13 protein-coding genes are annotated in these 15,395 nt (G+C 64.5%); 8 read left to right on the forward strand and 5 right to left on the reverse strand.

All coding sequences use genetic code 11. The features are described from left to right. Window positions 1-32: 32 nt before the first annotated feature. Both LB538_RS17845 and LB538_RS17850 read right to left on the reverse strand, forming a co-directional pair. Complete coding sequence (locus tag LB538_RS17845; protein WP_095767407.1) at window positions 33-3,116, reverse strand: efflux RND transporter permease subunit; 3,084 nt, start codon at window positions 3,114-3,116, stop codon at window positions 33-35. After that, entirely contained in the window at window positions 3,113-4,414 is a 1,302-nt protein-coding gene (locus LB538_RS17850) for an efflux RND transporter periplasmic adaptor subunit (protein WP_224527244.1), read from the reverse strand. Before LB538_RS17850 ends, LB538_RS17845 begins: the two co-directional genes overlap by 4 nt. Before the next feature lie 147 nt (window positions 4,415-4,561). Between LB538_RS17850 and LB538_RS17855 the strand changes: the two genes are divergently transcribed. Both LB538_RS17855 and LB538_RS17860 read left to right on the forward strand, forming a co-directional pair. Beyond that, window positions 4,562-5,095, forward strand: coding sequence for a TetR/AcrR family transcriptional regulator (locus LB538_RS17855; RefSeq protein ID WP_095767408.1), 534 nt, complete (start codon window positions 4,562-4,564; stop codon window positions 5,093-5,095). Between the two features lie 135 nt (window positions 5,096-5,230). After that, on the forward strand, window positions 5,231-6,841 hold the full coding sequence (locus tag LB538_RS17860; RefSeq protein ID WP_224527246.1) for an inorganic phosphate transporter: 1,611 nt from the start codon (window positions 5,231-5,233) through the stop codon (window positions 6,839-6,841). 151 nt (window positions 6,842-6,992) lie between these two features. Here the strand turns inward: LB538_RS17860 and LB538_RS17865 are convergent, their stop codons facing one another. The 3 genes from LB538_RS17865 to LB538_RS17875 all read right to left on the reverse strand — a co-directional run bounded on the left by LB538_RS17865 (window position 6,993) and on the right by LB538_RS17875 (window position 9,963). Continuing rightward, a complete protein-coding gene (locus LB538_RS17865) occupies window positions 6,993-7,835 on the reverse strand; it encodes an MFS transporter (RefSeq protein ID WP_224527248.1) in 843 nt (280 codons plus the stop codon). A gap of 186 nt (window positions 7,836-8,021) precedes the next feature. Next, window positions 8,022-9,182 (reverse strand): patatin-like phospholipase family protein, encoded by a 1,161-nt coding sequence (locus LB538_RS17870; protein WP_224527251.1) that lies wholly within the window; start codon window positions 9,180-9,182, stop codon window positions 8,022-8,024. Beyond that, window positions 9,175-9,963 (reverse strand): acetoacetate decarboxylase, encoded by a 789-nt coding sequence (locus tag LB538_RS17875; protein ID WP_224527253.1) that lies wholly within the window; start codon window positions 9,961-9,963, stop codon window positions 9,175-9,177. The genes LB538_RS17870 and LB538_RS17875 overlap by 8 nt, the downstream gene beginning before the upstream one ends. Window positions 9,964-10,205: 242 nt before the next feature. On the opposite strand from LB538_RS17875, the gene LB538_RS17880 reads away from it, so the two are divergent. The 6 genes from LB538_RS17880 to LB538_RS17905 all read left to right on the forward strand — a co-directional run bounded on the left by LB538_RS17880 (window position 10,206) and on the right by LB538_RS17905 (window position 15,300). Then, complete coding sequence (locus LB538_RS17880; protein WP_140842971.1) at window positions 10,206-10,994, forward strand: 3-hydroxybutyrate dehydrogenase; 789 nt, start codon at window positions 10,206-10,208, stop codon at window positions 10,992-10,994. Window positions 10,995-11,156: 162 nt separating this feature from the next. Beyond that, window positions 11,157-11,972 carry a chromate resistance protein ChrB domain-containing protein gene (locus tag LB538_RS17885; RefSeq protein ID WP_224527256.1) on the forward strand — a complete coding sequence of 272 codons (816 nt, stop codon included), beginning with the start codon at window positions 11,157-11,159 and terminating at the stop codon, window positions 11,970-11,972. Beyond that, a complete protein-coding gene (chrA, locus tag LB538_RS17890; RefSeq protein ID WP_224527259.1) occupies window positions 11,972-13,357 on the forward strand; it encodes a chromate efflux transporter in 1,386 nt (461 codons plus the stop codon). Before LB538_RS17885 ends, chrA begins: the two co-directional genes overlap by 1 nt. Before the next feature lie 246 nt (window positions 13,358-13,603). After that, window positions 13,604-13,813: a hypothetical protein gene (locus LB538_RS17895; protein WP_224527262.1), complete on the forward strand. Its 210-nt coding sequence runs from the start codon at window positions 13,604-13,606 to the stop codon at window positions 13,811-13,813. A 43-nt stretch (window positions 13,814-13,856) separates the two neighbouring features. After that, window positions 13,857-14,399: a sigma-70 family RNA polymerase sigma factor gene (locus tag LB538_RS17900; RefSeq protein ID WP_224527267.1), complete on the forward strand. Its 543-nt coding sequence runs from the start codon at window positions 13,857-13,859 to the stop codon at window positions 14,397-14,399. Then, window positions 14,386-15,300, forward strand: coding sequence for an anti-sigma factor family protein (locus tag LB538_RS17905; RefSeq protein ID WP_224527270.1), 915 nt, complete (start codon window positions 14,386-14,388; stop codon window positions 15,298-15,300). Before LB538_RS17900 ends, LB538_RS17905 begins: the two co-directional genes overlap by 14 nt. Window positions 15,301-15,395: the final 95 nt, after the last annotated feature.

Below are 15,395 nucleotides of genomic sequence, written 5' to 3' on the forward strand. Positions count from 1 at the left end.
CGGCCTCTTTTGTTTTCGCTTCGGTTGCCGTCTCAGCTCGGCAGCGCCGGCATCAGATTCGGATCGGGCTTCTCGGCGAGATGCGGCAGGTCCTTGCTGGCGATGAAGGTGTAGAACATCGGCACGACGAAGAGCGTGAACATGGTGCCGACCAGGATGCCGGTGAAGATGACCAGACCCATCGAATAGCGCGCGGCTGCACCGGCGCCGCTGGAGACGATCAGCGGCACGACGCCGAGCGCCATGGCCGCCGTGGTCATCAGGATCGGCCGCAGGCGCACCTTGGCCGAAGCGATGATGGCGTCGCGGCGCCGCATGCCATGGATTTCACGCTGCTGGTTGGCGAATTCCACCAGCAGAATGCCGTGCTTGGTAATCAGGCCGATCAGCGTGATCAGGCCGACCTGGGTGTAGATGTTCAGCGTCCCCAGGCCGATGTTGAGCGGCACGATCGCGCCGAAGATCGACAGCGGCACCGCCATCATGATGATAAGCGGATCGCGGAAGCTCTCGAACTGGGCCGCCAGTACCAGGTAGATGACGATCACCGCCGCCGCGAAGGCGATCAGGATGGTGTTGCCCTGCTCCTTCTCCTGCCGCGACTGGCCGGAATAGTCGACGAAGAAGGTGTCGGGCAGGGTCTCCTTAGCGAGATCCTCCAGCACCTTCAGTCCGTCGCCGGTGGTCACGCCAGGCAGAGGCAAGGCCGAGATCGTCGAGGAGTTCAGCTGGTTGAACTGCTCGATGGCCGCCGGCGAGGCATTGGTCGAGATCTTCACGACCGCCGACAGCGGCACCATCTTGCCGTCGACACTGCGCACGAAATACTCGCCGAGCTTGTCGGGATTGTCGCGGAATTCCTGCGGCACCTGCGGGATGATGTCGTAGCTGTTGGAGTCGCGGTCGAACTGCGCCACTTCGGAGCCGCCCACAAGCAGCGTCAGCGTATTGCCGATATCCGCGATCGGCAGGTTCAATGCTGCTGCGCGCTCGCGGTCGATGGTCACGGTCACCTGCGGCGCATCGTAAGACATCGAGTTCTGCACGACGATGAAGCGGCCGGAAGCCTGCGCCTTGCTCTTGATCTTCTCCGCCTGCTCGAAGACCTCCGAGGGAGCTCCGGTGGAGCGCACCACCATAGAAATCGGCAGGCCGCCGCCGGAGCCGGGCAGCGTCGGCGGCGCGAAGACGAAGGCTTCGACGCCGGCGACCTTGGCGAGGCGGCCCTGAATGTCGGCCTGGAGCTCCTTCGAACTGCGCTTGCGCTCTGCCCAATCCTTGAAGGCGAAGCCGACGAAGGCACCGTTGGTCGCGCCGCCGAAGGCGACGGCAGAGAATTGCGCCCTGGTCTCGGGAATGTCCTTCACAAGGCCAAGCATCTGATTGACGTAGGCCTCGGTGTAATCCGATGTCGCATAGCGCGGCGCGGTGACGATCGAGAGCAGGAAACCTTGATCTTCTTCCGGCGCCAGCTCCGTCGAGGTCTTGGTGAACATGAAGCCGGTCAGCGCCACGAGAGCGACAACGATGATCAGCGTCACCGGGCGGTTCCTGAGCGAAGCGGTGACCGCCCGTTCGTAGACGCGCTCGACGCGGCTGAAGGTTCCGTCGACGATCCGCTGGAAGCGGCCGTGCTGGCCCGGCTTCAGCAGGCGAGCGGACATCATCGGCGTGATGGTCATGGCGATCACGCCCGACAACACCACCGAGCCGGCCAGCGTCACCGCGAATTCGCGGAACAGCGCGCCGGTCAGGCCGCCGGTGAAGGCAAGCGGGGCGAACACGGCGGCCAGCGTGATGGTCATCGCCACGATGGCCGTCGCGATCTCGCGCATGCCGTTGAAGGCCGCCTGCATCGGCGACATGCCGTCTTCCTCCATGTGGCGGTGGATGTTCTCCACCACCACGATGGCGTCGTCCACGACAAGGCCGATCGCCAGCACCATGGCCAGCAGCGACAGAAGGTTGATCGAATAGCCGACCGCAAACAGGATGAAGCAGACGCCGATCAGCGATAGCGGGATCGTCACGATCGGCATCATCACCGAGCGGAACGAGCCCAGGAACAGGAGGATGACCACGATGACGATGGCGACGGCTTCGCCGATGGTCTTGAACACTTCCTCGATCGAGGCGCTGATCTGGCCAGTGGCGTCGTAGACGACCTCGATCGTCATGCCTTTCGGCAGCGTCTCCTGGATCTGCGGCACGAGCCGGGTGACCGCGGCGGCGGTCGTCAGCGGGTTGGCCGCAGGCGTCGGGAAGATGGCCAGGAAGGTTCCCGGCTTGCCGTTGAAGCTCACCCTGGTGTCGGTGTTTTTCGCGCCGAGCTCGACATGCGCGACGTCGCGCAGGCGCACCACCTGGCCATCCGTCGAGCGTATCGGGAGCTGGGCGAAGGCCTCAGGCGTCTGCAGGGTCGAATGCACGGTGATCGAGGAGACCACATATTCGTTCTCGGTGTTGCCGGGCGCCGACAGGAAGTTCGAGTTGTTGATCGCGGTCAGCACGTCCACGGCGGTGGCGCCGCGGGCGGCAAGCCTGATCGGGTCGATCCAGACGCGCATGGAATATTCCTGGGCGCCGAAGATCTGGACGTCGGCGACACCTTCCACGGTCGAGATGCGAGGCCGGATGACGCGCTCGATATATTCGGTGAGCTGCTCCTTCGTCATGTTCGGGTTCTGCATCGAGATGTACATCATCGCGAACTGCTGGCCGGTGCCCTTGACGATGACCGGATCCTTGGAGGCGTCCGGCAAGGTGCCGCGCACGCCCTGGACCTTGGACAGCACCTCAGCCAGCGCGACGTCCGGATTGGAGCCGAGCTTCATCTGTACCGTGACCGTGCTCGAGGACGGACGGCTGGACGAGGTGACGTAATCGATGTTTTCGGTCGAGGCGACGGCGCGCGCGATCGGGGCCGATATGAAGCCCTGGATCAGGTCGGCACTGGCGCCGGGATAGGCCGTGGTGATGGTGATCGCCGTCTCGTCAACCTTAGGATATTGACGGATCGACAGGCCGAAGATGCCCTGGAAACCGAGCAGCAGGATCAGGCAGGCCAGCACCGTCGACAGCACGGGCCGGCGGATGAAAAGGTCGGAAAAGCTCATTGCTGAACCTGTTTGTTCGCCGATTTGCTGGGATCGATGGTGTTGTCGACGGCAACCGACATGCCGTTGAAGAGCCGGTTCTGGCCGGCCGTGACGACCTGGTCGCCGTCCTTGAGGCCCTCGACGATCTCAACCATGCCGTTGTTGCGGCGGCCGAGCTTGACGAAGACCTGCGAGATGGTGAGCGCAGGCTGCTGCGCGGCCTCGGCCGGCTTGGCGGCGTCGCCGGCCGCTTTGTCGGCCGGCTTCGCGTCCGCCGGCTTTGCGGCGTTGTCGGCTGGCTTGGTGGCGTCCGCCTGCGGCTTGGCGGCATCGCCGGCCACCTTATCGGCGCTGGCCTTCTGCTCATCCGGCTTCGCCGGCGCGGCAGCGGCTGCGGGCTTCGCCGGCTCGACCACGAAGACATAATCGCCATAGAGGCTGGTCGTCACCGCCGTCTGCGGCACGGAAATGACATTGTTTTCCTGCGGCAGCTCGACACGGATCTGGACGAACTGGCCAGGCGTCAGCTTGCCTTCTGGATTGGCGACCTCGCCGCGAATCGAGACCAGCCGGCTGGCGGGATCGATCTTGGGGTCGATGCCGCGAATGGAGCCGGCAAATGACATATCGGCGAGATTGGTGCCGAGCTTGATGGTCTGGCCGATCTTAAGCAGCGGCAGCTGCTGTTCGGGTACCGTGAAGTCGACCCGCATCGTGTCCAGGTCCTGGATCGTCACCACCGCATTGCCTGGCGCCAGATACTGGCCGATGTCGATCTTCGGGATACCGACCGTGCCGCCGAAGGGTGCGGATAATTGCTTCTGATCGAGCACCGCCTGCAGCTTGTTGACCTGCGCGGCCGAGGCGTCCGCCGCGGCACGCGCAGCGTCAAGCGTCGCGTCGGTGCCGACGCCGCGCCGCTGTAATTCGATCGCGCGGGTCAGCGCCGCCTGGTCCGAGGCGGCCTGCGCCTTCTGCGCCACCAGATCGGCTTTCTCGACGGCATCGTCGAGCTGCACCAACACCGCGTCGGCGGCAACCTTCTGGTTGGCGTGGAAAAGGATGTCCCTGACGATGCCGCTCGTCTCGAGGGTGAGATCGACGCCGCGCACGGCGTTGACGGTGCCGATGGCCTCGATGCCGGGGGTCCATACCGAAGGCTTGACCGTCACTGTCGACACCGTCGCGGCCGGCGGCTTCATGGTGGCGAAATACTGCTTGATGCCGGCGTCGCGCATGAAGTTGAAACCAACGATGCCGACGCACACCAAGGCAAGCAGCAGCAAAAATCCGGCGATGATGAAAAAGCGCTTCACGGATGGTCCCCTCGAGCCGGCAACCGGCAAATCAATCGATGCCGGGGCACATATCGACGATAAGTCCCGATTTCAAATCGGCGCGCTTTACTGTACCGGCTGGACGGTCTTGTCAATTCTGCCTAAGCTAATGTACGGGGAGGCGCGATGAGAGTACCCAGGGCGAACTCGCGCGAAAAGATACTTGCCGCCGCTGCCGACGTGGCGCGCGAGGCTGGTCCGGGAAGCCTGTCGCTCGAGGCGGTCGCAAGCCGCGCCGGCGTGTCGAAGGGCGGCCTGCTCTACAATTTTCCGACCAAAGCCAAGCTGATGCAGGGGCTCGTCGAAAGCTATCTCAACGACTTCCAGAAGGCGCTGGAAACACGCGCAACCGAGGCCGGCCATGAAAGCGTGCTCTCAGCCTATATCAAGCTGTCGGCCGATGATTGCGAGCGGCCGAAACCGTCGGCGTCCTGGATGTTCTCCGCGATTGCGGAGGATCCCGATTTTCTGACACCGATCAAGGCCTTCAAGCGCCAGCTGTTCGAAAGGCTGAAGGGGGAGACGGACGACCTCGGCTCGCTGCTGGTCTGCTTTCTCGCCATCGAAGGGATGCGCAGCATGAATCTGTTTGATTCAGACGTGCTCTCAGAAGACGAGCGCAAGCTTCTGGTGTCCTCGCTCCTGAAGATAGCCGGATAGGTCACCAACGGTTTGGTGGTGACCAAACGGCTTGGTAGTGGTGGTGACCAAACGGTTAACAGCGTCACACCAGCTTCATCCTAGGGACATAGCGTCCTCCCCGGTTCTTTGCTGCAATGCAAAAGGAGTGGGACAGTGGTGGACGTAGTTTCGAGTGAAGCGGGGATCCCGAGACCGGATCATCCCCTGGATCAATCGGGCGGTGCCAAATGGTTCCTGCCGACTTTCGGCGTGCTGGTGCTCGTCGGCATCGTCTATGTCGGCTATGCGCTCAGCCAGGATCTGGCCATCGCCAAGACGGTGCCCTGGATCCTGCTCGGCATCGCGCTTCTGATCGCGCTGGGCTTCGAGTTCGTCAACGGCTTTCACGACACTGCCAACGCGGTCGCCACCGTCATCTACACGCGCTCGCTGCCGGCCGAATTCGCCGTCATGTGGTCGGGCGTCTTCAATTTCCTCGGGGTGCTGACCTCGAGCGGCGCGGTGGCCTTCGGCATCCTGTCGCTGCTGCCGGTCGAGCTCATCCTGCAGGTCGGCTCGTCATCAGGCTTCGCCATGGTGTTCGCCCTTCTGGTCGCCGCCATCCTGTGGAACCTCGGCACCTGGTTCCTCGGCCTGCCGGCCTCGAGCTCGCATACGATGGTCGGCTCGATCATCGGCGTCGGCCTCGCCAACCAGTTCATGGCCCCGGCCGGAAGCGCCACCAGCGGCGTCGACTGGGGGCAGGCGACCAATGTCGGCATCACCTTGCTGGTCTCGCCGATCGTCGGCTTCTTCGCCGCCGCCATCCTGCTCTATGCCATGAAGCTCCTGATGCGCAATCCGGCGCTCTATGAAGCGCCGAAGGGCAATGCGCCGCCGCCATGGTGGATCCGCGCGCTGCTGATCTTCACCTGCACCGGCGTCAGCTTCGCGCACGGCTCCAATGACGGCCAGAAGGGCATGGGGCTGATCATGCTTATCCTGATCGGCGTGGTGCCGACAGCTTACGCGCTCAACCGCACGCCCGACATCAACTATCTCGACGCCTACAAGGCGGCCTCGGTGTCTGTCGAGCAGGCTCTGGGCAAGTACCTCAAGCCTGGCGTTGCTGTCGCCGATGCCAATGCTGCCAAGGCTGCCGTGCAGGAGGCCGTGCGCAGCAAGAGCTGGAACGATCAGACCACGATCGCGCTGCAGACCTATATCCACAACACCACCGCCGGGCTGCAGCCTTACGCCTCGGTCAATAACGTGCCGACCGACCTTGTCAGCAACGCGCGCAACGACATCTACCTGATCGGCGAAGCGCTGAAGCTGATCGACAAGAAGAAGCTGCTGCCGATGCAGGACGCCGATCTCAAGGCGGTGACCGACTACCACAAGGCGGTCGACAACGCGACGAAGTTCATTCCGCTCTGGGTGAAGATCGCCGTGGCGCTGGCGCTCGGCCTCGGCACCATGGTCGGCTGGAAGCGCATCGTCGTCACCGTCGGCGAGAAGATCGGCAAGAGCCACCTGACTTATGGTCAGGGCGCCGCCGCCGAGCTTGTCGCGATGATCACCATCGGCATGGCCGACCGTTTCGGCCTGCCGGTGTCGACGACGCACGTGCTGTCGTCCGGCGTCGCCGGCACCATGGCAGCCAACGGTTCCGGCCTGCAATGGTCGACCGTGCGCAACCTGCTGCTGGCCTGGGTGCTCACGCTGCCCTGCTCGATCGCGCTGGCCTTTGTGCTGTTCGTGATCCTCCGCCACGTGTTCTGAGCAGGAAGGTCCTCAAGGAAACGGCGCGGCTGGCGGCGCCGTTTCTTTCCACCGCCGCGCAACTTCTGCCCTGCTAGAGCGGTTCACCGTTTCACGGAAACGGCGAACCGCTCTATCTCTTTGTTTTGCGCAATTCCGGACGGAAAACCGCTCACACTTTTCCTGGAATTGCTCTAAGGCGGCGCAGCTGGCGCAGCGACAAAACATGCAGCAGGATTGAGCTTGGCACCACGAAAGCAGGGGTCAGCACACCCGGATAATCGCCAGCGCCGATGCTCAGCACATCCGGAACGATCAACTGCCACGGGCCGGGCGAGGTGATTATGCCCATGGTGATCGCGACAGCGAAATCGGCAAGGCCGAGGATATTCCAGAGAATTGCTGCCCTCCGGCCCCCGGCTGTGCCGGTCGCCACCGCGATCGCCGCAGGCAACGCGAACAGCCCTGTCAGCACGTCGCCGACGCCTGCCGGCACCGCGAATACGCGGGGCAGCGCACCATGCAGCCACGCCGCGAGCGCCCAACTGCCGAATACGCGGTAGAGCTGAACCGCGACGAGCCAGCTCGCCGGCGTCGCATCGAGCACCTGCCCGACCCGCCTGGAGAACAGCAACAGCGGCGCACCGATGATCACCGGCAGGAAGATGGCCGATGGCAACGCCGGTAAAGCCGTGGCGTCCGGATGGAAGATGCCATTGATCGCGGCGCTCCAAGCGACGGCGAACCACAGCGTATCCGGGATCATGATTGCCAGCCAAGTCGCGCGACGTTGACCCGGTGTCAGGCTCGTATGTTCGAGGCCGAGCCACAATCCCAGGGCGATGAGCCCGTGGGCCGCGAGCTGGTGGAACGTGGTCGGAACGCCGCTCTCCGGGATCGCCGGCCAACGATAGATCAAGAGTAGCCACAGCGTTGTGAGCGGCACAAACCACAGCAGGCCTCGCCAGGCGTCACGCAATGGAACGACGGCAGGGGAAACAGCTTCGGCGGTCATCGGCGGTACTCCATTGAGCCCAGCGCATTTTGCTGACGCCCAGATGTAAGCCCGCTCTCCGCGAGGCGGCTATCCGCGACAATGTTGATGGCCTGTGAAGCAGAGCTTCACAGTTTGCGGGGCTCCCAGGCGAGCGGCCGCTGTGACTTTTTCCCGAGATTGCTCCGCTTGTGGCGGATGCAAATATCAGGTCGGATCTTCGCGATGCAGGTCGTGGATGGTCACGCCGTCGGCGTTGTCGGGCAGCATCAGCCACTTCTTGTGACGCAGCGTGCGCTCGGTGTCTTCCAGGCCCATTTCCCAGTGCTCGCGCATCGAGGTACCGGAAAACTCGTAGTCCTTGGCGTGGCCTTCATAGCCTTTGTGCTGGTAGATCAGGTGGACGATGTTGACCACGCCGGCGTCGGAATAGTCGGCCATCAGTTCCTTCTCGCCGTCCTTGAGCTGGTCCGGCGGCACGCGCTTCAGCGCGTCGAGCAGCTTCATCTTGAGCGCATGGATGCGCTGGAAGTTGTCCGTATTCTGGCGCGTGCGGCTGGAATACATGATGTCCTTGTGGCGCGACAGGACGTCGGCCAAGCCGCGCGGCAACACGCCGCGGGCGCTGAACAGATCGACCTGGAACACCAGCGAGGAGCGGTCCTCCTCCTGGTCGAGCAGGTATTGCAGCGGCGTGTTGGAGACGATGCCGCCGTCCCAGTAATACTCGCCTTCGATGCGGATCGAGGGGAAGGCCGGCGGCAGCGCGCCGCTCGCCATGATGTGCTCCGGCCCGATGCGCACCTTGTCGGTGTCGAAATAGACGAAGTTGCCGGTCCTGACATTGACCGCGCCGACGCTCAAGCGCTTCTTGCCGTCGTTCAGCACGTCGAAGTCGATCAGGCTTTCCAGCGTGTCCTTGAGCTCGGCGGTGTCGTAGAAGCTGGTGGCGCCTTCGGCTCCCGCCAGCTGGAACCAGGGGTTCGGGCTGCGCGGCTTGAAGAAGCCCGGCTGGCCCATCGTCATGGTCATCAATGACGAGGTCTGGTTGCGGATATCGCGATAGATGTCGCCCTCGGGCGTATAGGCCCATATCTTGCGGCCCGAGATCGTCTGCCAGAACTGCTCCAGCCGCTGCAGGCGGCGGCTAGGCTCGTTGCCGGCGATGATCGAGGCGTTGATGGCGCCAATCGAGACGCCGGACAGCCAGGTCGGCTCGCAGCCGGCGTCGGCAAGCGCCTGATAGACCCCCGCCTGGTAGGCGCCGAGTGCGCCGCCGCCCTGAAAGACCAGGGCAATGCGGTCATATTGCGCCGTGATTTCCGCGATGGTGGCGGCGGCCGCCTTGTTGCGGGTACGCTCAAGCACCGACTTTCTCCAGTTCCTTCGCGCCGGCAGCCGATCGGCCGCGGTCTGCGAGATAATCATGCACGACTTCGCCGAGACCCAGCGTCAGGTCGGCGGTGAAGTGAACGGCCGAGACGATGTCGAGCACAGGCAGCTTGGCGACATCGGCCATGACATGCGGCCGAAGGTCGAGCGCGGCGGGCGCCGTCCAGGCCTCCTTCAGCGTGATGTCGGTGAGATAGTAGCGGACCAGCTCGCAGATGCGCGGGCTGCCGTCGACATGCGGGATGATCTTGATGAGGAAATTGGGCGCGGCGAGCGAGGCGAGCACCTCGTCGTGGTCGGCTTCGCGGTGCTTGTAGCCCATGGTTCCGGTGGCGCACAGAACGCTGCCATAATGCAGCGTGCCGACCACCACCTCGCCCTCATGCGCGATCTTGGGGTTGGCGAGCTTTTTCGGGAAACCCCAGAGCTCGCGGCCGCCGGCAATCGGCGCGTCGTCGTCGAGATACATTGAATGCACGTAGCCGCCATGCTGGCCCTTGTAGCGCACCGGGATGACCTGACCGGTCTCGGTGTAATCGCCGAAGCCCGTGGAATCCGGCATGCGGATGAATTCGTATTTGACCAGCGGCTCGTCGATCTCGAGCGGCGCCGGCACGACGGCTTCCAGCGCGTCGCGCGTCGTGCGGTAGGTGATGATGATGTATTCGCGGTCGAAGAAACGATAAGGGCCGGGCGGGAAGGACGGGTTGGTGAGCGGCATGGCATAGGCACGCTTCACGACATCGGCGATTTCCATGGCTGGTGCCCCAGGAAGGTTTGAAATGACCCCGCGCGAATGCGCTGGCAAATATGTTGCATGGCAGCATGACAGTGCCGTGTCAGCCCGGCGACACGCCGCCACGGAGCCGGCAAATGGCGCTGCCGCGCTGTAATCGAGCCGACACACGGCCGTGCCATTGTCGTGCTGCATTGCACCAACTATCTGCTCTCCCAACTCGTTGCGTTGATGAGTCCCTCCCACCTCTTGCGAGATCTCCCATGGGTTCCCTGTCTTCGAAGAATGCGCTCGTCACCGGCTCGACCAGCGGCATCGGCCTTGCAATCGCCCGTGCCTTCGCCGCAGAGGGCGCCAACATCACCATCAACGGCTTGGGCGACGCGGCGGCGATCGAGCAGGAGCGGGCCGGCATCGAAAAGGATTTCGGCGTCAAGTGTCGCTATTCGGGCGCTAACATGATGGACGGCGCCGCCGTCACCGCCATGATCCACGAGGCCGAGGCGGCGTTCGGCAGCCTCGACATCCTGGTCAACAATGCCGGCATCCAGCATGTCGCGCCGATCGAGGAATTTCCCGACGACAAATGGGAAGCCATCATCCGCATCAACCTTCTGGCCGCCTTCTACGCCATCAAGGCGGCGGTGCCCGGCATGAAGAGCCGCAAATGGGGCCGCATCATCAACACGGCTTCGGCGCATGCGCTGGTCGCCTCGCCGTTCAAGTCGGCCTATGTCTCGGCCAAGCACGGCATCGCCGGCCTGACCAAGACGGTGGCGCTGGAAGTGGCGCAGGACGGCATCACCGTAAATGCGATCGCGCCTGGCTATGTCTGGACGCCGCTGGTCGAAAAGCAGATTCCCGACACGATGAAGGCGCGCGGCATGACCGAGGAACAGGTCAAGCACGACGTGCTGCTCGCGGCGCAGCCGACCAAGGAGTTCGTCACCGTCGAGGAGCTTGCCGCGCTGACGCTCTTTCTGTGCTCGGATGCCGCCAAGCAGATGACCGGCACGACCCTGCCGATGGATGGCGGCTGGACGGCGCAGTAAGCGCAACGGCGATCGCAAAACGAAGGCGGTCGGAGGCAACGCCTTCCTTGACAATCGGCGGCGATCGTTCCAGCATTCCGGCAAGGGGTTCCCCGCGACGACCCCGTGAGGCGTCAGCCCAACGATCGCGTCCAAACTCTCTTTGCTCAGGAGGTGGACGCTATGCCATCAACAACCGCAATCACCGTTCCGCAGCTTTCCCGTCTCGTCGGCTTGCCCGATGCGCCTTGCCTGGTCGATGTGCGCATCGACGAGGACTATGAAGCCGATCCGCGCCTGTTGCCGGCGTCATGCCGGCGCGATTTCAGGACTGTCTCAAGCTGGGCGTCGGAATTTTCGGGGCGCAAAGTCGTCGTGATCTGCCAGAGGGGGCAGAAACTCTCGCAAGGCGTTGCCGCGTGGCTGCGCCACGAAGGTATTCCGGCGGAATCGCTGGAAGGCGGCTTCGAGGCCTGGGTCGCCGCCAGGGCGCCGTTGGTCAGCGCCGGTGCGATCCCGCTCCGTGACGAGAAGGGCCGCACCGTATGGGTCACGCGTTCGCGGCCGAAGGTCGACCGCATCGCCTGTCCCTGGCTGATCCGCCGCTTCGTCGATCCCGAGGCGGTTTTCCTGTTCGTTGATCCAGCCGAGGTGCCTCTTGTGGCGGACCGCTTCGCAGCGGTTCCCTTCGACATAGAAGGCGTGTTCTGGAGCCATCGTGGGGATCGCTGCACTTTCGACACGATGATCGAGGAATTCGGCCTGCGCGTCGAAGCGCTCGATCGCCTGGCGCTGATCGTGCGCGGCGCCGATACGGCGCGCCTCGACCTCGTGCCGCAGGCGGCCGGGTTCCTCGCCGCCTCGCTCGGCCTGTCGCGCATGTTCCGCGACGATCTCGAGCAGCTCGAAGCCGGCATGCTCCTCTATGACGCCTTCTTCCGCTGGTGCCGCGATGCCGCGGACGAGACGCACAACTGGCCGGCAGGAGGCAAGGCGTAATGACCGCACTCGCCAAGAACGACGCCGCGCCGCTGGTCGATGTCCCGACCGTGCCGAGCTTTCGCGAGGCGACGCGGCTGTGGGCCAAGATCGGCCTGCTGTCCTTCGGCGGGCCGGCCGGGCAGATCGCGCTGATGCACAAGGAACTGGTCGAGGAGCGCCGCTGGATCGGCGAGGAGCGGTTCCTGCACGCGCTCAACTACTGCATGCTCTTGCCCGGGCCCGAGGCGCAGCAGCTTGCCGTCTATATCGGCTGGCTGCTGCATCGGACGGCAGGCGGTCTCGTCGCCGGCAGCCTGTTCGTGCTGCCGGGCGCGCTGGTCATGCTGGGCTTGAGTAGCTTCTACATGCTCTACAACGATGCACCGGTCGTCGAGGCGCTGTTCTTCGGCGTCAAGGCGGCGGTGCTTGCCGTCGTCGTCGAAGCGGTGATCCGCATCGGCAAGCGGGCGCTGAAGAACCGGGCCATGATCGTGATCGCGGTGGCGGCCTTCCTCGCCATCTACGTCGCCAGAGTGCCGTTCCCGCTGATCGTGCTCGCGGCAGGCCTCATCGGCTGGATCGGCAATCGGTTTGCGCCACGGCTGTTTTCCGGCTCGGCACATGGCAAGGGCAGCGTCGCCGACATCAAAGGCGTGGTCGACCTGATGTTCGAGCGCGGTGAGCTCGGCCACACCGTGCCGACCAGATGGCATGCGGCCCGCACCATCGCCATCTGGCTGCCGCTCTGGCTGGGGCCTGTAGCACTGGTCGCCGTGCTGGCGGGGCCGGGCAGCGTGTGGGCGCAGGTCGGCGGTTTCTTCAGCCTGATGGCCGTGGTCACATTCGGCGGCGCCTATGCGGTTCTCGCCTATGTGGCACAGGCGGCGGTGACCTCGTTCGGCTGGCTTTCGCCTGGACAGATGGTCGACGGGCTGGGGCTTGCCGAAACGACGCCCGGGCCGCTGATCCTGGTGTTGCAATTCGTCGGCTTCGCCGCCGCCTATCGCCATGCCGGTGCAATCAATCCTTTGCTTGCCGGATCGCTCGGGTCGGCGCTGACGCTCTGGGCTACTTTCGTCCCGTGCTTCTTCTGGATATTTTTAGGCGCGCCCTACATCGAGCAGCTGCGGCAGAACCGGGCGCTGGCGGCGGCGCTCGGCGCGATCACCGCGGCGGTGGTGGGCGTCATCATGAACCTTGCGCTGTGGTTCGCGCTGCATGTCGTCTTCGGCAAGGTCGCAAGCGTCGGCTGGGGCGTGGAGGTTCCGGTCCTGTCCTCGCTCGACTGGCGCGCCGCGCTTCTGTCGGCGGCGGCGATGGTCGCCATGTTCAGGCTGAAACTCGGCATGCTGCCGACGCTGGCGGGATCGGCTCTGGCGGGGCTTGCGCTGCAGGCGCTGTAGGCCCGCACGCCGTTCGATCAAGTTGGCGTTAACGAAAAAGCCGACCGGCCGGGAATAAACCGCCCGGTCTGCGGGTCTCCAGAGCATGCGCCATTTGTGCGCAACAGCAGGAGACCGACCATGAAGCGGCGCGAAGACGAATACGCATGTGAACAAGGCGAAGGCGTCAGCCGCCGGCGTCCTATGGAGCGGATGAGCCGGGCGCATCCGGTCCGGGCGATACCGCCTCGCCGCCGGCCCTGATCCGTGCCGATCGCAACCATCGAGATCCACGACCATGACGGCGACCGCCCCTTTGCAGCCAGCGATGCGCCGTCCTCTTCCGAGGCACGCCTTGCTTCCGAGACACTTGACTCCGGTGACACCAATGCCTTCTCCTCCCTCGAAGCAGGCGCCATCGCCTGCGGTCGCGATCTTCGCCCACACGAGCAGGGACAGATCGTCGCCTCCCGCTGAGGGCGGCAAACCCATTGCGGGAGCGCCCGACGGCGGAACGGTGTTGAGCGAAAAGATGCTGGCAGCGCGTTTTGCCGAAGTGGTGCTGCCGCATCTTGGCGATGCGCTGTCGCTTGCCCGCTGGCTCACGGGCAATCAAGCCGACGCCGAGGATGTGGTGCAGGAGGCCTGCCTCAAGGCGCATGCGGGCATTGCAGGGTTCGCTGGGGGAAATCCCCGCGCATGGCTGCTCACCATCGTGCGCAACGCTTCCTACACATGGATGGCGCGCAACCGCCCGCGCAGCGTGGTCGCCGTCGGCGACCTCGCCGATCTCGACGACGTGTCGCCGCCGCCCGACACTGACACCGACAGCCCGGAGGCGGCGCTGATCGCCAAGGCCAATTCGGCGGCGGTGGAAGCGGCGATCGCCAGGCTCCCGCAAGCGTTCCGCGAAACACTTGTGCTGCGCGACATCAACGGTCTCAGCTACCGCGAGATCGCCGCCATGCTCGGAGTGCCGCAGGGCACGGTGATGTCGCGGCTGGCGAGAGCCCGCGGCCTCTTGATGACGGAACTTGGAGGGCGCCACCATGAGCCCGCATGAAAATCGCCCGCGTGAGGATGGATTGCCGCAAGACCCGCAGGATATGAAGCTGATGATCCACGCCCTTGTCGATGGCGAGCTCGATGCCGCGGCCGCTTTGGCGGTCGAGCGGCGCATGGCCGCCGATCCGGCGCTGGCCGCCGAACACGCGCGCCTGGTGGCGCTGCGCGGCGCTGTCGCCAATGTGCCGCGTCAGACGGTCCGCGACGATTTTCTGGCCCGCATTGCGGCCATCGCCGAGGTGAGTGGGGCCGACGAAGCCGTCCAATCCACAGCCGCGAAGGCGCAGTCACAGCCGCAACAGCAGCAAGGCAATGTCGTCGAGATGCGGCCGCGTGCGGCACGCTGGTTCAACTCCTTCGACTGGCGCCAGATGGCGGCCTCGATCGTGCTGACGGCGTTTCTGGCCAGCGGCGCGACGCAGTGGCTGGCGACGTCGGACAATGGGGCCGACAGCTTCGCCGTAGCCGTCGCCAACGGCCATCGCCGCAGCCTGCTCGCGGCGACCCCGGTCGACATCGTCTCGTCCGACCGCCACACGGTGAAGCCATGGCTCGACGGCCGCATCGGCGTCTCGCCTGCGGCGCCCGACATGGCCAAGGATGGTTACGCCCTGCTTGGCGGACGCGTCGAGGTGATCGGCGACAGGCCGATGCCGGCTCTGGTCTACCGCCATCATGAGCATCTGATCACGCTGGTGGCGGCGCCACGGCAGAACGAGGCCAAATCGGTGCCGGTGGCGGACGATCTGTCGGCAGGCGGTTTCCTGCTGGTCCACTGGACAGACGACGCCTTCTCCTACTGGGCGATCTCGGATGCCGAACGCCCCGCGCTCGACGATTTCGTCGCCCGCTTCCGGGCGGCGATCATCGCCAATCCGGCGGCCGGCAGCCCGGGTTAGGGAAACGAAACTTCTTTCGCCGCTATTTCTGAGCGCGATAACCGTTTGGCGGGATGAGCGAAGGCAGATGCCTGTCCGTGTGAGATAATCGGGCC

The sequence above is a fragment of the Mesorhizobium sp. Ca11 genome (assembly GCF_020165275.1).
GTDB lineage: Bacteria > Pseudomonadota > Alphaproteobacteria > Rhizobiales > Rhizobiaceae > Mesorhizobium.